Source organism: Pseudomonas californiensis, assembly GCF_021147775.1.
GTDB classification, from domain to species: Bacteria; Pseudomonadota; Gammaproteobacteria; order Pseudomonadales; family Pseudomonadaceae; genus Aquipseudomonas; species Aquipseudomonas californiensis.
Window position 1 is genome coordinate 66,008 of the sequence record NZ_JAGTPK010000015.1, and the last position, 19,550, is coordinate 85,557.

Annotated in this window: 19 protein-coding genes and 1 riboswitch; of the genes, 9 read left to right on the forward strand and 10 right to left on the reverse strand. The window is 58.3% G+C overall.

Annotated elements, in window-relative coordinates:
- Positions 1 to 148: 148 nt before the first annotated feature.
- The 4 genes from KDX37_RS16260 to rpoE all read right to left on the reverse strand — a co-directional run bounded on the left by KDX37_RS16260 (position 149) and on the right by rpoE (position 4,050).
- Complete coding sequence (locus tag KDX37_RS16260) at positions 149 to 1,534, reverse strand: DegQ family serine endoprotease (protein ID WP_231653783.1); 1,386 nt, start codon at positions 1,532 to 1,534, stop codon at positions 149 to 151.
- Between the two features lie 339 nt (positions 1,535 to 1,873).
- A complete protein-coding gene (locus KDX37_RS16265) occupies positions 1,874 to 2,836 on the reverse strand; it encodes a MucB/RseB C-terminal domain-containing protein (protein WP_231653706.1) in 963 nt (320 codons plus the stop codon).
- A gap of 8 nt (positions 2,837 to 2,844) precedes the next feature.
- Entirely contained in the window at positions 2,845 to 3,435 is a 591-nt protein-coding gene (locus tag KDX37_RS16270; protein WP_231653707.1) for an RseA family anti-sigma factor, read from the reverse strand.
- Between the two features lie 33 nt (positions 3,436 to 3,468).
- Positions 3,469 to 4,050: an RNA polymerase sigma factor RpoE gene (gene rpoE / locus KDX37_RS16275; protein ID WP_002554912.1), complete on the reverse strand. Its 582-nt coding sequence runs from the start codon at positions 4,048 to 4,050 to the stop codon at positions 3,469 to 3,471.
- Between the two features lie 499 nt (positions 4,051 to 4,549).
- On the opposite strand from rpoE, the gene nadB reads away from it, so the two are divergent.
- On the forward strand, positions 4,550 to 6,166 hold the full coding sequence (gene nadB, locus KDX37_RS16280; protein WP_231653708.1) for an L-aspartate oxidase: 1,617 nt from the start codon (positions 4,550 to 4,552) through the stop codon (positions 6,164 to 6,166).
- Here nadB and KDX37_RS16285 read toward each other — a convergent pair.
- On the reverse strand, positions 6,135 to 6,599 hold the full coding sequence (locus KDX37_RS16285) for a protein YgfX (protein ID WP_231653709.1): 465 nt from the start codon (positions 6,597 to 6,599) through the stop codon (positions 6,135 to 6,137). The genes nadB and KDX37_RS16285 overlap by 32 nt on opposite strands.
- Entirely contained in the window at positions 6,583 to 6,837 is a 255-nt protein-coding gene (locus KDX37_RS16290; RefSeq protein ID WP_231653710.1) for an FAD assembly factor SdhE, read from the reverse strand. The genes KDX37_RS16285 and KDX37_RS16290 overlap by 17 nt, the downstream gene beginning before the upstream one ends.
- Before the next feature lie 149 nt (positions 6,838 to 6,986).
- Between KDX37_RS16290 and ygfZ the strand changes: the two genes are divergently transcribed.
- Both ygfZ and KDX37_RS16300 read left to right on the forward strand, forming a co-directional pair.
- Positions 6,987 to 7,928, forward strand: coding sequence for a CAF17-like 4Fe-4S cluster assembly/insertion protein YgfZ (gene ygfZ, locus KDX37_RS16295; protein ID WP_231653711.1), 942 nt, complete (start codon positions 6,987 to 6,989; stop codon positions 7,926 to 7,928).
- Positions 7,929 to 8,035: 107 nt separating this feature from the next.
- Positions 8,036 to 8,857: an HDOD domain-containing protein gene (locus KDX37_RS16300; protein WP_231653712.1), complete on the forward strand. Its 822-nt coding sequence runs from the start codon at positions 8,036 to 8,038 to the stop codon at positions 8,855 to 8,857.
- On the opposite strand, the gene KDX37_RS16305 is transcribed toward KDX37_RS16300, so the two are convergent.
- Positions 8,851 to 10,236, reverse strand: a complete 1,386-nt coding sequence (locus KDX37_RS16305; RefSeq protein ID WP_231653713.1) for a sensor histidine kinase — start codon at positions 10,234 to 10,236, stop codon at positions 8,851 to 8,853. The two genes, KDX37_RS16300 and KDX37_RS16305, sit on opposite strands and share 7 nt — an antisense overlap.
- Positions 10,226 to 10,900, reverse strand: a complete 675-nt coding sequence (locus tag KDX37_RS16310; RefSeq protein WP_231653714.1) for a response regulator — start codon at positions 10,898 to 10,900, stop codon at positions 10,226 to 10,228. Before KDX37_RS16310 ends, KDX37_RS16305 begins: the two co-directional genes overlap by 11 nt.
- Positions 10,901 to 11,358: 458 nt before the next feature.
- On the opposite strand from KDX37_RS16310, the gene KDX37_RS16315 reads away from it, so the two are divergent.
- The 4 genes from KDX37_RS16315 (at position 11,359) to KDX37_RS16330 (ending at position 15,407) form a co-directional block, all read left to right on the forward strand.
- Positions 11,359 to 12,345 (forward strand): Bug family tripartite tricarboxylate transporter substrate binding protein, encoded by a 987-nt coding sequence (locus KDX37_RS16315; protein WP_406642555.1) that lies wholly within the window; start codon positions 11,359 to 11,361, stop codon positions 12,343 to 12,345.
- Positions 12,346 to 12,407: 62 nt separating this feature from the next.
- Positions 12,408 to 12,866: a tripartite tricarboxylate transporter TctB family protein gene (locus KDX37_RS16320; protein ID WP_231653715.1), complete on the forward strand. Its 459-nt coding sequence runs from the start codon at positions 12,408 to 12,410 to the stop codon at positions 12,864 to 12,866.
- Between the two features lie 2 nt (positions 12,867 to 12,868).
- Positions 12,869 to 14,380, forward strand: a complete 1,512-nt coding sequence (locus tag KDX37_RS16325) for a tripartite tricarboxylate transporter permease (protein ID WP_231653716.1) — start codon at positions 12,869 to 12,871, stop codon at positions 14,378 to 14,380.
- Positions 14,373 to 15,407, forward strand: coding sequence for an AbrB family transcriptional regulator (locus tag KDX37_RS16330; protein WP_231653717.1), 1,035 nt, complete (start codon positions 14,373 to 14,375; stop codon positions 15,405 to 15,407). Before KDX37_RS16325 ends, KDX37_RS16330 begins: the two co-directional genes overlap by 8 nt.
- A gap of 7 nt (positions 15,408 to 15,414) precedes the next feature.
- On the opposite strand, the gene ung is transcribed toward KDX37_RS16330, so the two are convergent.
- Positions 15,415 to 16,110 carry a uracil-DNA glycosylase gene (ung, locus tag KDX37_RS16335; protein WP_231653786.1) on the reverse strand — a complete coding sequence of 232 codons (696 nt, stop codon included), beginning with the start codon at positions 16,108 to 16,110 and terminating at the stop codon, positions 15,415 to 15,417.
- 168 nt (positions 16,111 to 16,278) lie between these two features.
- On the opposite strand from ung, the gene KDX37_RS16340 reads away from it, so the two are divergent.
- Positions 16,279 to 17,391: an enoyl-CoA hydratase/isomerase family protein gene (locus tag KDX37_RS16340; protein WP_231653718.1), complete on the forward strand. Its 1,113-nt coding sequence runs from the start codon at positions 16,279 to 16,281 to the stop codon at positions 17,389 to 17,391.
- Between the two features lie 91 nt (positions 17,392 to 17,482).
- On the opposite strand, the gene KDX37_RS16345 is transcribed toward KDX37_RS16340, so the two are convergent.
- Complete coding sequence (locus KDX37_RS16345) at positions 17,483 to 17,833, reverse strand: hypothetical protein (RefSeq protein ID WP_231653787.1); 351 nt, start codon at positions 17,831 to 17,833, stop codon at positions 17,483 to 17,485.
- A gap of 476 nt (positions 17,834 to 18,309) precedes the next feature.
- Positions 18,310 to 18,412: riboswitch (guanidine-I (ykkC/yxkD leader) on the forward strand.
- Positions 18,413 to 18,473: 61 nt separating this feature from the next.
- Between KDX37_RS16345 and KDX37_RS16350 the strand changes: the two genes are divergently transcribed.
- On the forward strand, positions 18,474 to 19,547 hold the full coding sequence (locus KDX37_RS16350; RefSeq protein ID WP_231653719.1) for a putative urea ABC transporter substrate-binding protein: 1,074 nt from the start codon (positions 18,474 to 18,476) through the stop codon (positions 19,545 to 19,547).
- Positions 19,548 to 19,550: the final 3 nt, after the last annotated feature.

The following is a 19,550-nucleotide window of genomic DNA, read 5'->3' on the forward strand; positions in this document are numbered from 1 at the left end:
AGACAGATTGCCCGCCGAAAAATAGCCGGGAATTGTACCTGAATTAAGCAAGACGCGTCACGCTAACAGGCAAACCGATCAGTCACCACTCGTGAGACGGGCACAAAAAAGGGCGGCCATTGCCGCCCTCTCTCATGAAGCGTCTGCGTTATTCAGACAACTTGAAGGTAATGAACGTGGCGCGCCCCTGACGCAGGACACGCATCGAAACCGAGCGATCCTTGGGCAAGCTCTTGGCGACTTCAGTGAACTGCGTGGCCGAGGTGATCGCCTGATTGTTCAGGTGAGTAATCACATCGGCAGCCTGCAGGCCGATCAGCGCCGCAGGACCACCCGTCACTTCCTTGATCGCCACGCCACTCTTGATGTCGAGGGTTTTCTTCTGCTCTGCAGTCAGCTCAACGACCGAAACGCCCAGTCGATTGCTGCTGCGCTCGGCAGTCGAACCACCAAGACCGGCCATTTCCTGACCTTCGTCAGGCAAGGCGCCCACGGTAACGGTCAGTTTCTGACGCTTGCCGTCACGAATCACTTCGAGCTCCGCCTTGCTGCCATCCTTGAGATTGCCGATCAGGTGCGGCAAATCTGCCGACATGACGATTGGCTGGCCGTTGGCACTCAGAATCACGTCACCAACCTGCAGACCGCCCTTGGCAGCGGGACCATCGTCAAGTACCTGCGCAACCAGCGCGCCAGCAGGCTTGTCGAGACCAAACGACTCGGCCAGATCCTTGTTGACCTCCTGAATCACAACACCCAGCCAGCCGCGACTGACCTTGCCACTGGCCTTGAGCTGATTGGCAACGTCCATCGCAACATCAATAGGGATCGCGAACGACAGCCCCATGAAACCGCCCGAACGGGTAAATATCTGGGAATTGATACCGACCACTTCGCCGGCCATGTTGAACAGCGGGCCGCCGGAGTTACCCGGATTGATCGCCACGTCCGTCTGGATAAAAGGAACGTAGGTATCGTTCGGCAAACTACGGCCCTTGGCGCTGACAATGCCTTTGGTCACCGAGTGATCGAAACCGAACGGCGAGCCGATCGCCAGCACCCACTCACCTACCTTGAGCTTGTTGGAGTTACCCAGCTTCGCAGTGGGCAAGTCCTTGCCTTCGATCTTCAACACCGCCACGTCGGTACGAGGATCGGTCCCCACCAGCTTGGCTTTCAGCTCACTGCGATCGGACAGGCGAACGAGGATTTCGTCGGCGCCATCAATCACATGATTATTGGTCAGTACGTAGCCATCAGGGGAAATGATGAAGCCCGAACCCAGCGACTGAGCCTCACGCTGACGATCACCGCCCTTGCCTGGTGGACGAGTTCCTGGCGGCATGCTGCGCTCAAGAAATTCGCGGAGCATCGGAGGCAGGCCTTCCAGATCCGGCACTTGCTGATTGGCAATGGCACGGTCCGGCAGCTTCTGGCGGGTACTGATATTCACCACCGCTGGCGACGCCTGCTCAACCAGATCGGTGAAATCGGGCAGGTTTTCAGCCTGAGCAACGGCAATCTGTCCGAGCATCAGGACCGCTGTGACCAGTGATAGATAAGATTTCACGCGTGGTATCAACATACGACTCCCGTTCATAACGCAAGTTAAGCAGTACAGATCAACTGACCCCGAAAATCCAAGCCTGTCACGACCGGGCAGCACTTTATTTCCAGACCAGCTTTACAGCCCAAAAACGACAAAGGCCAGAGCTGCGAGGCTGTGACCTATAGAAAAAAAAGAAAGATTTTGCAACTTGCAAACCTCACCAAACATTTCAGTATTTCGGCCAAGGCCAGCTTTAATGGGGGCTGGCGGCTCGCCTGACCCAAGATGAAGAGTTTTACATCCCGGGCAATTCAGGCTGGCTGATTACTTTTTCGCAGGCGTTTCGTTTGCGCGAATCGACAGCGCAATGCGTTCGGCAGTCCCCATAGGTATCTCGCCCACGACAGTCACCATGGTGTCGCCCTGAGGTGTAGTGAGACGGCGTGATACCGCTACGGTAGGCCCAAGCTGGGTGCGGATATCCGAAGACGATTTACCACTGACGCCCTCGATGAACACCGAGAATCGGGCCAACCCGTCGCCATACATCATGCTGGCAACCGGCGCGTGCGATTCAGGATCCTTGCGGACTCCGCTACTGCTCAGGTCGAAACCCGGTGGCAGCCATTCGGAGCGCCAAGGTACCGGGGATATCTGCGCGACTGGCTTGGCAGCCTTGACCGGCGCAACCGACTTGCAGTCGGCGCTGGCTTGCAGTGATTCATCAGCCAGCTTGTCGACGGGATCGAGATCGGTAAATTGAAAGCGCTCTAGCAATTGCCCCTTGTCGCTCAGCAACAGCGACTTGAGTGCCAGACCGGTTTCGTTATCAATATGCAGTTCTACACCATAACGGTGCTGGTCTTTCGGCGTCAGCGCCACAATAGTGGTGGCACGACCAGCTACCCGGGATTTGCCGACAATTTTCATGTCGTACCAGGCTGACAGTCTTTTGACATCGAAAGCACGGGAAGAAGAGTCGGACGCATTGACTACGCCCGCTTCAAGCATGCCGCTGACGCACTGTGTAAGCCCGTCAACACGCAATACTTCTTGCGCAGAACCATCAAGCTGCAACAAGCGCTCCTGTATCTTGCCATCCGCTACGCGGTGCCAGATCCGATGGGTAGAAAAACTACCGTTGCGCTCGTATACAAATGTACCTTGATAACTCTGCTGCTGGTCTACCTGAGCAAGACGTTTGAGCATGTCTTGCGCATCATCGGCATGTACCGGGAGGGCAAGCCATCCACCAAGCAACAACGGCAATAGAGGGACGGCTCGCATGATCCTCCTTAACGGTTTTCCAGGCTGGCAGCGCGTGCGTAAGGCAGTGCGCTTTCAGTACCCTTCAACGCGGCTTCCTGAGCATGTTGACGCAGGTAGCCAGGCAGACGCTTGTCGCCTTCAGCAGCCTGACCTTGCAAGACGCCGTGGGCCATAGGGCCTGGAGCCTGCTCGGTCTCAGTGTAACCAGCCAGCACTGCCGGACCCTTGACCTGTGGAGCGATCAGGTTCGACGACTGCTGTGTCTGCTGTGCCAGTTGAGTGCTGGTGATCTCGTCCTGGTTGAACAGGCGGACACCTGCCAACACCGCAACGGTAACCGACGCTGCAACTGCCATGCGACCCAGAGTACGCCAAGGTCCACGCGCAACTTTGGGCGGGCTTACTTCATCGGCGATCGCGGCGGATACAGCAGCCGAAATATCCAGATGAGGCATCAACAACTCTTTATGCATTGCTGCACGGGCAATTTGATAACGCGACCAGGTTGCACGCGTATCGGCATCGTCAATAGCATTCAATACCCGACGCAATTCCAATTCATCCGCTTCGTTGTCCATCACTGCGGACAGCGATTCCTGCAGGGCTTCACGACTCATGGCGGGTTCCTCTCTTGGGCTATCGCCGCTGTCTCAGGATTCCTGCAACAACGGCTGCAGGGCTTTATCGATGGCTTCCCGAGCGCGGAAGATACGAGAGCGCACGGTACCAACAGGACATTGCATGACGCTCGCAATGTCTTCGTAACTCAGACCATCGAATTCACGTAAAGTTAACGCAGTACGCAAATCTTCTGGCAGAAGCTGGATGGTCCGATGGACAGTGCCCTCGATCTCATCCCTCAACAATGCACGCTCTGGCGACTCGATGTCCTTGAGGCCATGATCGCCATCGTAGAACTCCGCGTCTTCAGACCTCACATCGCTATCTGGTGGCCGCCGACCGCGCGATACCAAATAGTTTTTCGCCGTGTTGATGGCGATGCGGTACAGCCATGTATAAAAAGCGCTGTCGCCGCGAAAATTGCCCAGTGCGCGATACGCCTTGATAAAGGCCTCTTGCGCAACATCCTGAGCCTCGTGGGTGTCGTGCACGAATCGCACGATCAACCCTAGAATCTTGTGCTGGTATTTCAGCACCAACAGATCAAATGCTCGAGTGTCACCGCGCTGTACGCGCTCGACAAGCTGCTGATCCTCTTCCTGGGTTAGCATGAACACTCCTCATTGAGCTCAAGGGAGTGTCGCAACTGACATTGTTCAGGCTCGCAAACATAGACTCGGGCTTTTCGCAAAAGTTCTCCCCCTTCAAGCAAGTTTCCTGCAAGCAATCGTTAGACCTGCACGAAAAACGCAGCACGACCAGGCCGACTGCGTGAATAGTCTTGTCGCCGGATCCGCAGTCGATGATCACTTATCTAACCCTGCGCAAGCCGACGCTGTTCCTTTATGGGCAACCTGCTATTGAGCCCGGAGCTTATTGAAAAGTTCCATTGGGCCTTATGCAGGCGTGAGCCAAAAACCACACACCGCCACACCTCAACCCATGAACTGAAAGCGTTTCAGACGTTGAATCGGACGAAAACGATGTGCATGACGTCAGGGACTGGAGCACAATCCGAACCCGCCGTGGTCTCACAATGCCATGAAGGCGCGGCTATTGTGCCGATCCCCCCATACTTATACTAGTGGCCGTCAAGGGCAGAGTTCAGAGATGAGTCAACATTTTCAGCACGACGTACTGGTGATCGGCAGCGGCGCAGCAGGATTGAGCCTGGCGCTCACTCTTCCCGACCACCTGCGTATCGCTGTATTGAGCAAGGGCGATCTGTCCAATGGCTCGACATTCTGGGCTCAGGGCGGCGTGGCCGCCGTGCTCGATGACACCGATACCGTGCAGTCTCATATCGACGACACGCTGAATGCTGGAGCAGGGCTTTGCAACGAAGAGGCGGTTCGCTTCACGGTCGAACACAGTCGCGAAGCCATTCAATGGCTCATCGACCAAGGTGTCCCGTTTACTCGTGACGATCCTTCCCACACCGAGGAAAGCGGCTTTGAGTTCCATCTGACGCGCGAGGGCGGACACAGTCATCGACGGATCATTCATGCCGCCGACGCTACTGGCGCGGCCATCTTCCGCACCCTGCTCGAGCAAGCCAGCAAACGCCCAAACATCGAATTGCTTGACCAGCGCGCCGCCATCGACCTGATCACCGAGCGCAAGCTGGGCCTGGACAGTCAGCGCTGCCTGGGCGCGTACGTGCTCAATCGAAAGACCGGAGACGTGGAAACCCACGGCGCCCGCTTTACCGTGCTGGCGTCGGGCGGCGCAGCAAAAGTCTATCTGTACACCAGCAACCCTGACGGCGCGTGCGGCGATGGTATTGCCATGGCCTGGCGCTCGGGCTGCAGGGTCGGAAACCTGGAATTCAACCAGTTCCATCCGACCTGCCTGTACCACCCGCAGGCCAAGAGCTTTTTGATTACCGAAGCACTGCGCGGCGAAGGTGCGTATCTCAAGCTGCCCAATGGCGAACGGTTCATGCTCCGTTTCGACGAACGGGCAGAATTGGCGCCTCGCGACATCGTGGCGCGAGCCATAGACCATGAAATGAAGCGACTGGGTATCGACTGCGTCTACCTGGATATCAGCCACATGCCCGCCGATTTCATCAAGACGCATTTTCCGACCGTCTACGAGCGGTGCCTGGAGTTCTCGATTGACATCACCCGCCAACCGATCCCGGTGGTGCCTGCTGCGCACTACACGTGTGGCGGCGTGGTGGTCGACAATCAGGGCCATACCGATGTGCCTGGTCTTTACGCCATTGGCGAAACCAGTTTCACCGGCCTGCACGGCGCCAACCGCATGGCCAGCAATTCGCTGCTCGAGTGTTTTGTCTACGCACGTTCGGCGGCGGCAGACATCGAGAACAAGCTTGATGATGTACAGATGCCAGTCAATCTGCCGGCCTGGGACGCCAGTCAGGTCACCGACTCGGATGAGGACGTCATCATTGCGCACAACTGGGACGAACTGCGGCGCTTCATGTGGGATTACGTGGGCATCGTGCGCACCAACAAACGCCTGCAACGTGCTCAGCACAGGGTGCGCTTGCTGCTGGACGAAATCGACGAGTTCTACAGCAATTACAAGGTCAGCCGTGACCTCATTGAACTGCGAAACCTGGCTCAAGTGGCCGAATTGATGATCCTGTCAGCCATGGACCGCAAGGAAAGCCGTGGCTTGCATTACACGCTGGATTACCCCGATATGCTGCCTGAGGCACTGGACACTATTCTGGTACCGCCCACCTACGTCGACTGAATTTCAAGCGAACGCGCAAGCGCCGGTGCACATCCGGCGACAGCGCATCGCGAGGTATGCAGCAGCTTGTTGTATGGCGTGAAGGTCGTGAACCTGACATCAGTCGAAAGCGCAGTACGACCACCAGCGGGAGCGCGAGGCTATCCTGACACAGCTGAACAGGCTGCCAGCCATCGCGCCGACTCAACACAGACCAGCCGTGTTGGTCGCGCTTCAGGCCGGTCACTGAAGCAGGATGACTGAGCAGAATGGAACGGGGCATCACCCACGCTGCATGCGCAACACACAGCGCTACGCCCACCACCAAAAACCAGGGAGAAACATCAAGCCAGAACAGCGCCAGCAGCGCCAGGACCTGAGTAACAGCGTACGCGCTCCGCAGCAGGCGCGAAGCCTGCCAGCGGCACTCGAAATGCTCACTTGGGCTGGACACGGTCCAGGATCATGCGAACCATGCGCTGCAATTCCGGGTCTTCGGATTCGGCACGCTGCATGAACCAGCCGAACATGTCCTGATCCTCGCACGTCAGCAAACGACGATAGAGATCGCGATCCACGTCATCCAAATGCGGATAAACCTCGCGTACAAACGGCACCAGCAGCACGTCCAGTTCAAGCATGCCGCGGCGGCTGTGCCAGTACAGGCGGTTGAGTTCAACGTCTTCGACCATGGAGCGCTCCTCAAAGTAGGCGGCGAGTATACAGCGGTGAGCCGACTGAGCGAATCGCACAATGGTCGCAGCAGTTTTCACCTACCCCGTATTCATATCCACTCCTGCGCACTATGATGGGGCCCAGACTTTTTCCATTTGCGATGACCATGGCCCACACAGCTTTTTTCTGCACGCTATCCCATGAAGGCGTTCTCGCCGTTCGCGGCGTGGATGCCGGCAAATTTCTTCAAGGGCAGTTGACCTGCAACATCAACTACCTGAACGAAACCACGTCTAGTCTTGGTGCTCGCTGCACCCAGAAAGGCCGAATGCAATCCAGCTTTCGAATTGTTTTCGAAGGCGATGGCTGCCTGCTGGCGATGGCCAGAGAACTGATCGAACCGCAGTTGCTGGACCTGCGTAAATACGCAGTGTTCTCCAAGTCCAAACTGACCGACGAAAGCGACACCTGGGTGCGCTTTGGCTTGCAGGATGGTGACGGTGTGCTGGTAAGCCTGGGGCTGGATCTGGCGCAGGAAACCGACGCTGTCGTGCGGGCCAATGACCTGATCGCAATCCGGGTCTCGCCTGCTCGCGCAGAACTCTGGGTACGCGCAGAACAGGCAGACAGCATCAAGTCTCGACTGGCATCGCAATTGAGCGAAGGCTCTCTCAACGATTGGCTGCTTGGCCAGATCCAGGCGGGCATCGGCCAGGTGTTCAGCGAAACCCGTGAAGAATTCATTCCGCAAATGATCAATTTGCAGGCTGTGGGTGGCGTCAGTTTCAAGAAAGGTTGCTACACAGGCCAGGAAATCGTCGCACGCATGCAGTACCTGGGTAAGCTCAAGCGTCGACTGTATCGCCTTTCGGTGGACAGCAACGAGATACCCGCGCCCGGAACCCCGGTGTTCTCGCCGGTACATGCCAGTGCCGTAGGTAATGTCGTGGTTGCAGCGCAGTCTGGGCAAACCGTCGAGTTGCTCGCAATCCTGCAGGGTGATGCTGCAGAAAACGGTCAGATACATCTTGGTTCGCCGCAAGGCACTGCCCTGGAAATACGTGAACTGCCCTACATTCTGGACAGCAAGCTCGAAACTCAGCGGTAGAATCACCGAACGCGGCAAGGTTCCTATTGTCTTAAGCGACCCAGCACGCTGGCGCTCCCAGAGCGCCCGGCACACTCTGGACACCCCCAACGGCTGCGAGACGCAACATGAGCAAGATGGCTGACGAGGTGCAGAGAAATTTGATCAAGGCCATCGATAGAGATGCCTTGTTCCTGCCTACCCTGCCGGAAGTAGCACTGAAGATTCGCCTTGCCGCCGAGGACACAGAGATCAGCATTGCGGCGTTGAGCAAGGTGATTGGCAGCGATACTGCCCTTTCCGCTCGCCTGATCAAAGTGGCCAACAGCCCGCTGCTACGTCCCAATTTCGAAGTCAGCGACGTAATCACCGCCGTTCGCCGTCTGGGGGTCAATTACACCTGCAACCTGGCGATCGGGCTGGTGGTCGAGCAGATGTTTCACGCCAAGTCTGAAGTGGTCGAACACAAGATGCGTGAAATCTGGAAACAAAGTCTGCAGGTCGCAGGGATCAGTTATTCACTGTGCCAGAACTACACCCAACTGAAGCCGGACCAGGCCACTCTGGCCGGGCTGGTACACCTGATTGGCGTCCTGCCCATCCTGACCTATGCCGAAGATCACTTCGATCTGCTTGCAGACCCCGTCAGCCTCAATCACGTGATCGACAACATTCACCCGGTGATTGGCGAGCGACTGTTGCGCTCGTGGGACTTTCCCGAGCCTCTGGCCTGCGTACCGGCCAAGTTTCAGGACCTCACACGCGTTTCGCGCAGCCCCGACTATGTTGATCTGGTGCAAGTTGCAGCCGTGCATATCCACAGAAATACCGCGCACCCTCTTGGCCAGATCGATATCGTCGATCTGCCAGCGTTCAGCCAGTTGAGACTGCATACCGCTAGCGGGCTGTTGAGCGCCGAAATGGACGAAGCAATGGACATGCTTTACTGATTCAGGCCAAAGCTGACCCTTACTTTCAAGCCACGTTCAGCGCCGTCATGCAGCGATATCCGCGCCAGGTGCGCACGACATATCTCCCCGACGATCGCCAGTCCCAGGCCCGCGCCACCTCCCTGCTGGGTACTGCGATAGAAGCGCTCGAATACTCGTTCGCGCTCTTCCTGCGGGATGCCCGCGCCGTCGTCTTCAACTTCCAGGATGCCCGGCGCATAAACCCTCAACACTACATTGCCACCGGACGGAGTATGCGCAAGCGCATTGTCGATCAGATTGCTCAGCAGCTCGTTGAGCAGCGTGGGCTCACCGCGCAGCCACACAGGCTCGTCAGCTTCCAGCGCAAGAGAAACGCCATGCGAGTGGGCAAGAGGTGCCATCGCCAGGCCCAGTTCACGCGCCAACTGGCTCAGGTCCAGTTGCTGGGCGCCCCCTTCGGCAATTGCACGAGCACCGTTTTCGATACGCGCCAGCGACAGCAACTGATTGGCCAAATGGGTCAAGCGGTCGGTGCCAAGTGCTGCCGATTCAAGTGTGGTGCGCCATTGCTGCGGATCCTTGTCGCGCAGACCCAGTTCGACCCGCGCCTTTAGCGCCGCGAGCGGGGTCCGCAGTTCGTGCGCTGCGTCAGCAATGAACTGCGCCTGACGCTCGAACTGCAGCCGCAAGCGCTCGGTGAAGTGATTGAGCGCGCCGACCAACGGTCGCAGTTCATGCTGTACCTCGACCATGGGCAATGCCCGAAGATCATCGGGCTGGCGCTCTTCAACAGCCGTACGCAACCGCTCAAGTGGCCGCAAGGCAGCGCTGACCGTGAACCAGACCAACAGCAACGCACCGCCGCCGAGCATGCCCAGTCGCAACAGCGTGTCGGCCATCAGGCTACGCGCCATACCCTTGCGGGCCTCCTGGGTTTCAGCCACTCGAATCTCGGCGGTGCCGTTCATGCCTGGATCTGTGACAGGCTTGAGCAGACTGACGACGCGTACGTCCTGCCCTTGATAATTACCGTTGTAGAACTTGGCCAGCGCCGGATAATCGTCGGTACGCAAAGTGCCGGGCGGTGGAGACGGGAGATTTTCGTAGCCTGAGATCAATTTCTGGTGGATGTCATTGACCTGGTAATAGATGCGCCCTTCGCTGTCGTAGGCAAAGGTGTCCAACGCAACGTAAGGGATATCGGCACTCAACGTGCCATCCCGCTGCGTCAGCCCGGCAGCGATGGTTCGGGCCGAGGCCAGCAGGGTCCTGTCGTACGCAGTGTCCGCTACCTCTCGTCCATTCCAGTAAGCACTCATACCGCTGGCCAGCATCAGCACAACCAGAAGCAGTGCCAGGTTCCAAAGCAGCCGCCAGCGCAGGCTGTCATTGATCATCGCGGCTTTCCAGCAGGTAGCCGAGGCCGCGGAAGGTCACGATAGCCACCGCATGCCCGTCGAGCTTCTTGCGCAGCCGATGCACATATATTTCGATGGCATCGGGGCTCGCCTCTTCGTCGAGCCCGAAAACCTGCGCGGCCAGTTGCTCCTTGCTCATGACGCGTCCAGGCCTTGCGATCAGTGCTTCAAGCACTGCCTGCTCGCGCGAGGTGAGGGTCAGCAATTCGTCACCCAGGGTAAAGCGCCGCGTGTCCAGGTCGTATACCAGTACACCGCAGCGTTGCTGGCGCTCACCGCCCAGCACACTGCGACGCAGCAACGCCTTGACCCGGGCTTCAAGCTCGGACAGTTCAAAGGGTTTTGCCAGGTAATCGTCAGCGCCGAGGTTCAGGCCATGCACCCGATCCTTGACGTCGCTGCGAGCCGTCAGCATCAGGACCGGCAGGTTCTTGCTGCGCGCGCGCAAACGAGCCAGCACTTCAAAGCCATCCATCCGGGGCAGTCCGACGTCGAGGATAGCGACGGCATACTCTTCGCTGGTCAACGCAAGGTCGGCAGCGACGCCATCATGCAGCACATCAACCGTCAAACCCGCGCTCTTGAGCGCCTGCGCGACACTTTCAGCCAATTGCAGATGATCTTCCACAAGAAGAACACGCATCGCCGTCTCCTGATTGTCAGTGTTTTTATCGAGGCTCGTGGAGGCGGAGTTTACAGGCGTGCCACGGCCTGTGAAGCACTGAAACACCTCGAGATCCCTGGACGACCACCTGAAAGGTAATTGAAAGGTTTATGAAAGGTTCGTCATTTAGCATCGGGGCACGACCCTGAAACGGGTACGTGAACAGGCGTCCGGATACGTCTGAACAATAAAAACAATAAATCAGTGAATGGAGTTACATCATGTCTACGCCATCCCAGGCTCGACTACCCGTCAGCAATTGCTTTTCCGCTTGCGTGCGCTCCACGGACCTAACGGTTCAGCGCCCCTCTTCCCGACTTCAATGCATTTTTTTGCGCCGATGACAGCCCTGTCAGCGCACGGCCTCTTGTCGCCTGCCTGACGTCCACGAGTACCCAACAGCTTCCCTCATCCAAAAACAAAAACACCTCAGGAGACTGCACATGAAATTTTCCTTGCGTCAGATAGCCGTGGCCACTGGTTGCATGATGGTTGTAAGCCAACTGTTTGCCGACGAACCGAAACGTCCGGAGTGCATCGCGCCGGCCTCTCCAGGCGGCGGCTTCGACCTGACCTGCAAACTCGTCCAGAGCGCGCTGATCAATGAAAAGATCCTGACTTCGCCGATGCGCGTGACTTACATGCCCGGCGGTGTCGGCGCAGTAGCCTATAACGCGGTGGTCGCACAGCGCCCAGCCGATGCGGGCACCCTTGTGGCCTGGTCGAGCGGGTCGCTGCTCAACCTTGCGCAAGGCAAGTTCGGACGCTTCGACGAGAACGCTGTGCGCTGGCTGGCGGCGGTCGGCACCAGCTATGGCGCCATCGCGGTCAAAAGTGACTCGCCTTACAAAAACCTCAACGACCTGGTCAACGCGCTGAAGGCTGACCCGAGCAAAGTGGTGATCGGTTCAGGCGGCACCGTCGGCAGCCAGGACTGGATGCAAACTGCGCTGATTGCCAAGGCAGCCGGTATCAACCCGCGCGCATTGCGCTACGTGGCACTGGAAGGCGGTGGTGAAATCGCCACGGCACTGCTGGGCGGGCACATTCAGGTGGGCAGTACCGACATTTCCGACTCCATGCCGCACATCCTGAGTGGTGATATGCGTCTGCTGGCTGTGTTTGCCGAAAAGCGCATCGACGAACCTGAAATGAAAGACATCCCTACCGCCAAGGAACAGGGCTACGACATTGTCTGGCCAGTGGTTCGCGGCTTCTACCTGGGCCCGAAAGTCACCGACGAACAGTACAACTGGTGGAAGGCTGCGTTCGACAAGATCTTGGCCTCGGAAGACTTCGCCAAGCTGCGTGACCAACGCGAGCTGTTCCCGTTCGCCATGACCGGTGCGGAGCTGGATACCTACGTCAAAAAGCAAGTGGCCGACTACAAGCTGCTGGCCAAGGAATTTGGCCTGGTTCAGTAATTGAACGCAATTGACTGACTTTCGGTTGCGCCCGCCGGACGGGCGCGACTCAGGAGCTTTCCATGGTCTTACAACGTATTTTTGCCGCCGTGCTGCTGCTCGCATGCATCGGCCTGGCGCTTATGGCCTGGCCGTATCAGGCACCTTTTTCCTATGAACCAGTCGGGCCGCGTGCATTTCCGCTGCTGATGCTCGCCCTGATGGGCGCTGCCTTGCTCTACCTGGTATTTCGCCCGACACCGATCGTGCACACCGAGGAAGAGCCCCCGCTCGACCGCGAAACCCTGGTCAAGATCGGTATCTGCATTGCGCTGTTACTCGTGTTTGCCGGCCTGTTCGAGCCACTGGGTTTCATCCTCAGCAGCATTCTGATCGGCATTCCCATGGCGCGCCTGTATGGCGGACGCTGGGTACCGAGCATTGTCGTGGTGATTCTGATGAGCATTGGCCTCTACCTGCTGTTCGATAAAGCCATGGACGTTCCGTTGCCTTTGGGTCTTCTCAGCGTTCTGGAGAATTAAACATGGATACTTTCAGCTACCTGGGCCACGGATTCGGCGTGGCCCTGACGCCTTACAACCTGATAACCGCACTGTCCGGCACCTTGATCGGCACCATCGTCGGCCTGCTGCCGGGGCTTGGGCCAATCAACGGCGTCGCACTGTTGATACCGATTGCCTTCGCATTGGGGCTGCCGCCGGAATCAGCGCTGATTCTGCTCGCGGCCGTTTACCTGGGGTGCGAATACGGCGGCCGTATCAGCTCGATTCTGCTCAACATTCCGGGCGAAGCTTCGACCGTGATGACCACGCTCGACGGCTACCCGATGGCTCGCAAGGGCCTGGCTGGTGTAGCGCTGTCGCTTTCGGCCTGGAGCTCGTTCATCGGCGCCTTCATCGCTACCTGCGGCATGGTGCTGTTCGCCCCGCTGCTTGCGAAATGGGCAATTGCCTTCGGCCCGGCGGAATACTTCGTGTTGATGGTGTTCGCCATCGTCTGCCTGGGCGGCATGGCCGGTGACAAACCCCTCAAGACGTTTATTGCCGCGCTGATCGGCCTATTCCTGTCAGCCGTCGGTATCGACGCCAACAGTGGTGTGTATCGCTTCACTGGCGACAACATCCATCTCACCGACGGCATTCAGTTCGTGGTGCTGGTACTGGGCCTGTTCTCCATCAGCGAAATTCTTTTGCTGCTGGAAAAAACCCACCGAGGGCAGGAAGCGGTCAAAGCCACCGGACGCATGATGTTCAACTTCAAGGAAGCGGCGGCGGTGTTTGCGGTCAACATTCGCTGCGGCCTGATGGGCTTCATTCTCGGCGTACTGCCAGGGGCCGGCGCGACACTGGCCAGTGCTGTCGCTTACATGACCGAGAAACGTATTGCAGGCCCCAAAGGCACGTTCGGCCAAGGAGACATGCGCGGCCTCGCAGCGCCGGAAACCGCTATCGGCGCAACCGCCTGCGGCGCTCTGGTACCAATGCTGACTCTGGGCGTTCCGGGCTCTGGCACCACTGCCGTGATGATCGGCGCCTTGTCGCTGTACAACATCACCCCTGGGCCAATGCTGTTCCAACAGCAACCGGATCTGGTATGGGGTCTGATCGCATCGTTGTTCATCGCCAACATCATGCTGGTGATCCTCAACATTCCGATGATCCGCATCTTTACCCGCATCCTGGCCGTGCCGAACTGGGCGCTGGTACCGGTGATCGCAATCATCACCGGGATCGGTGTCTACGCCGTACATGCCACAACCTTCGATCTGTTCCTGATGGTCGGCATCGGCATCTTCGGTTACATCCTCCGCAAGCTGGACTTCCCGCTGTCGCCGATCCTGCTGGGCTTCATTCTCGGCGGTCTGATGGAGCAGAATCTGCGTCGTGCGCTGTCCATCTCCAATGGCGAGCTAGGGATCCTATGGTCCAGCCCGATCACTCTGGGTGTCTGGGTGCTCACCATTTTCATGCTGTTGTTCCCGGTGATCCGCATCTGGCGCAAGCGTGCCAAACGGCATACCGCCGCCAATGCCTGATTCATCTCTGCGCAGTTGGTGGGCGACGCCGCTGGTCGGCCTGCTTGGCGGTTACCTCGCCAGCCAGGTCGGCTGGCCTTTACCGTGGATGGTCGGCTCGCTGCTGGCCATCATTCTTGTACGCTGCCTGACACCCTGGCAGCTGGCGCAGATTCCCGGTGGCCGCAAATGCGGCCAATTGATCATCGGGATCGGCATCGGCCTACATTTCACACCCGTCGTGATTGAACAGGTACTGGCGCATTTCGGTCTGATTTTCTTCGGTGCGCTGGTCACCAGCCTGTCGTGTCTGGTCGGTGTCTGGCTGATGCTGCGCACCGGCGAAGATCGCCCTACTGCCTTTTTTTCCAGCATGCCGGGTGGCTCCGGCGAAATGGTCAATCTGGGTGCACGCAACGGCGCCACGCTCAGCAGCGTTGCAGCCGCGCAAAGCCTGCGGGTGCTCGCAGTGGTCCTGTGCGTACCGGCCATCTTCAAATACCTGCTGGGTGACGGCGCGCCCGCCCTGCACGCAACCAGCGTCGATTGGCGCTGGCTGGCGTTTCTGCTGCCGGTAGGCGCAGCGCTGGCCTGGCTGTGGCAACGACTCAAGCAACCCAACCCGTGGTTGTTTGGGCCATTGCTGCTCAGCGCGGTGGTCAGCGTGGTCTGGGACCTGAGAATCGGCTTGCCCAACGGTGCCAGCCAGTTGGGCCAGTTGCTGATCGGCAGCGGGCTGGGTTGTCATTTCAATCGGGAGTTCTTTCGCAGGGCCCCGTCTTTTCTCGCCCGCACCTTGCTGGGCACTGCGCTGACGATGCTGATCGCCGCCCTCGCCGCCCTTGGCCTGAGCGCCCTCACCCATCTCGACGTGCGCTCGCTGACGCTGGGCATGATGCCCGGCGGTATTGCCGAGATGAGCCTGACCGCCGAAGTGCTGCAATTGTCTGTCCCGCTGGTCACAGCCATGCAGGTCATGCGCCTGCTGTTCGTGCTGTTTCTCGCAGAACCGCTGTTTCGACGCTGGAACAGAAAGCCTGCAGGCTGAGCTTCGATCAGATGTTGGGCAGCCGCCAGTCAATCGGGGCGATTCCGTTCTGCTCCAGATACTTGTTGGCCCGTCCAAAATGCCCGTTGCCCAGGAAGCCTTTATAAGCCGACAGCGGCGAGGGATGAACGGACGTCAGAACCAGATGCTTGGTGGCATCGACCAGCTTCTGCTTGCTCTGTGCATGCGCGCCCCACAGCAGAAACACCAGGTGCGGCTGATGCTCACTGACCACCTGAATGATTCGGTCCGTAAAATGCTGCCAACCCTTGCCCGCATGGGAGGCTGCATTGGCACGCTCTACTGTAAGGGTGGTATTAAGCAGCAGGACGCCTTGATCGGCCCATGATTGCAGGCAACCGTGGCCGGGAATGTCGATATTCAGATCGCGCTTGAGCTCTTTATAGATATTGACCAGCGAAGGCGGCGTCGGCACGCCCGGCTGTACCGAGAAGCACAGACCATGAGCCTGGTTCGGGCCGTGATACGGGTCCTGCCCAAGAATCACCACCTTGACGTTATCCAGCGGCGTCGAGTTGAGCGCATTGAATATCAACGGGCCCGGCGGGTAGATCTCTTTGTGGGCGGCGTGTTCCTGGCGCAGGAATTCACGCAACTGATTCATGTAAGGCTTTTCGAACTCGTCACGCAGCGCTTCTTTCCAGCTGGGCTCAAGTTTGATGCGGTCGTCAGTGGTCATGATCAAATCCGTAAAAACAATGCGCGGACACTAGGAAAGCTCGTCCGCAAAGTCAAATGTACGACGCTGTCACGCGTCCTTTCCTACACTCAGCCTCAGACATCCCTTTGCAACTTAATTGTGCACCGCGCAGACCAACGTTATCTGCAGTGCACGCAAGAGAGGGCCACGATGAATCTGCAATTCGAAGAACTCCACGCGCAGGGCGGCGCCCGCATTGGCATCGCAACACTGGATGCAGAACAGTCACTGAATGCATTGTCGCTGCCGATGATCACGGCGCTTTCCGAACAGTTGGAAGCCTGGGCCAGCAACCCGCAGATCGTATGCGTGCTGCTGCGCGGCAATGGACCCAAAGCCTTCTGTGCCGGCGGTGATGTGCGCACCCTGGTGGAAGCCTGTCGCACATCCCCGGGCACCGTACCGCCGCTCGCCGCGCAGTTCTTCGGCGCGGAGTACCGTCTGGATTATCGACTCCACACCTACCCCAAACCGCTGATCTGCTGGGGCCACGGCTATGTGCTGGGTGGCGGCATGGGGCTGTTGCAGGGCGCGAGTATTCGCATCGTTACACCGAGCAGCCGTCTGGCCATGCCGGAAATAAGCATCGGTCTGTACCCTGACGTAGGGGCCAGCTGGTTCCTGTCCCGCCTGCCCGGCAAGCTCGGCTTGTTTCTGGGTTTGACCGGTTCGCACATCAACGGGCGAGATGCACTTGACCTGGACCTCGCCGACCGCTGTCTGCTCGACGAACAGCAGGAAGACCTGATTGAAGGGCTGCTGCAGCTCAACTGGCAGGAACAGACAGACATTCAGCTCAACAGCCTGCTCAAGGCCTTGCAACACGAAGCGCTCGGTCAGTTGCCGGACGCGCAGTGGCTGCCGCGCAGGCCGCAGATTGACGCCTTGCTGGACGTGGGCAATCTGGCCTGTGCCTGGAACGCTCTCGTTCATCTGCAGCATCAGGACGATGCCCTGCTGGCGCGAGGGGCGAAAAATCTCGCCCAGGGTTGCCCGGTGACGGCACATCTGGTGTGGGAACAGATCCATCGGGCACGCCATCTTTCGCTGGCCGAGGTGTTTCAGATGGAATACACCATCAGCCTCAACTGCTGTCGCCACCCTGAGTTCACCGAAGGCGTTCGCGCGCGCCTGATCGACAAGGATCAGACGCCGCACTGGCATTGGCAGGACGTCACCAAGGTACCGCGTGCCGTCATCGAGGCACATTTCGAGAAAGTCTGGGAAGGGCGGCACCCGCTGGCAGATCTGTCGGAATATTGATTCAGGGGCCAAAACAAGTGCTCCGCCAGAAGGCGGAGCGGTTTTGATCAGGTCTGTTCAACGATCCAGCTCAGCGATAAACCGCAAAGGTTCAACGGTGACCACCGCGGCCGTCGCCACGCCCATGGTCACGTCCGCCTCTGTCGCCGCGGTCGCCCCGGCCTCCGTGGTCATCCCAGCCACGGTTTCCACGACCTCGGTAGCCGTCGTTGCCGCGCGGGCCGTCACCTCTCCATCCATAGCCGGGCGGACGACCCGGCTGGTAGTAACGCGGCACCGGTGGCGGCGCGTAATAGCGCGGTGCGGGTGTGTAATAGCGCGGTTGATTGTAATAGCGTTGTTGAGGCGCTACGTAGATGCGCCGTTCCTGATAGTAGGTAGAGCGGTAACCATTGTCATAAGCGTAACCGCCACCCACCACTGTAGTGGGCTGCGTGTACACATCGGATTCGTAGTAACCAGGGCCTCCGTAGCAACCAGCAAGGAAAAGGGTCAGCAAAACGATAAGCAAGGGTCTTCGATACATGGCGGCCTCCCGGACCGCGATTGGGCACAAACCAGCGACGCTGGTCGGCGTCCACCAAGCGGTTGGCGGACGAAAGATCAGACAGCGAAAAGGCCTTCTAGTGCCTGAGTTCCCGACGGCTCCCAGAATGGCGATTGAAGCAAATACTGCTCAAAATCCTTTGCGATCAAGGCACATCGTCACATTTCCGTTTTTTACAAAGATGCTACAAAACATTTCCTCAAGCGCTTCATGGCGGTGCGAGGCTGCACCAGCAAGAGGCAACGTAACGGCAGTAAATCAGCCGAGAATGACCTGCGAGCCTTCAATCACAAAGCTTCTGCCGAGTTGGCACAACTCTCGCTTAGTTCTCTTCGTGCAGGAGTCAACACAGGTTCGCGGCACCACAATTTGCAATAGCCGACTAGGGTTCCGGCTTGCCGAAAGGCAAGTGGCTGGTCCGAGAGTTGGCGACCTCCAGTAGAGGTTACACGGCGGGAAAAAAGCCCGGGAGACAGGACACCAGTGGTGTCACGTTGCTCCTCGCCGCCCTATTTTCTACTGGAGATTTCTCGACATGCACAAGCAAAAGTCTCGTTTCCTCAGCCTGCTCGGTGCAGGTCTCCTTGCTGCGTTGAGCTTTTCGGCGCACGCCGCTCCCAAAGATCACTTCAATGTCTGCTGGACCATCTACGCGGGCTGGATGCCGTGGGAATATGCCGGCACACAGGGCATCGTCGACAAGTGGGCGAAAAAGTACGGCATCAAGATTGATGTGACACAGCTCAACGACTACGTCGAATCGATCAACCAGTACACCGCTGGCCAGTTCGACGGCTGCACCATGACCAACATGGACGCGCTGACCATCCCGGCAGCGGGAGGCGTGGAAAGCACTGCGCTTATCGTCAGCGACTTCTCCAACGGCAACGACGGCATCGTGCTCAAGGGTGAAGGCAAGAAAGTGGCCGACCTCAAAGGCATGGACGTCAATCTAGTCGAGCTTTCGGTTTCGCACTACCTGCTGGCGCGCGCCCTGGACAGCGTCGGTCTGCGTGAAAAAGACCTGAAGGTCGTCAACACCTCGGATGCCGATATTTCTGCTGCCTTCAATACCAGCGACGTCAAGGCGGTTACCACCTGGAACCCCATGCTGGCCGATATCAAAGCCAAGCCTGGCGTGACCGAAGTGTTCAACTCCAGCCAGATCCCTGGCGAAATCATGGACATGATGGTCGTCAACACTCAGACCCTCAAAGACAACCCGGCCCTCGGCAAGGCGCTGACCGGCGCGTGGTTTGAAGTGGTTGCACTGATGAACGCAAAAAATGCCCAGAGCAAGGCCGCGCTGGAGCACATGGCCAAGGCATCCGGTACTGATCTGGCAGGTTTCCAGGCGCAGTTGAACACCACCAAACTGTTCGCCACACCCAAGGAGGCGCTTGAGTTCGCGACCAGCAAACAGCTCCCGGAAACCCAGCGCAAAGTCGCCGACTTCTCGTTCGGTCACGGTTTGCTGGGCGAAGGTGCCAAGGACTCCAGCGCTGTCGGCATGACGTTCGCCAATGACGTAACCACCGGCGACAAGGCCAACCTCAAGCTGCACTTCGACCCCAGCTACGTGCAGATGGCTGCCGACGGCACGCTGTAATCC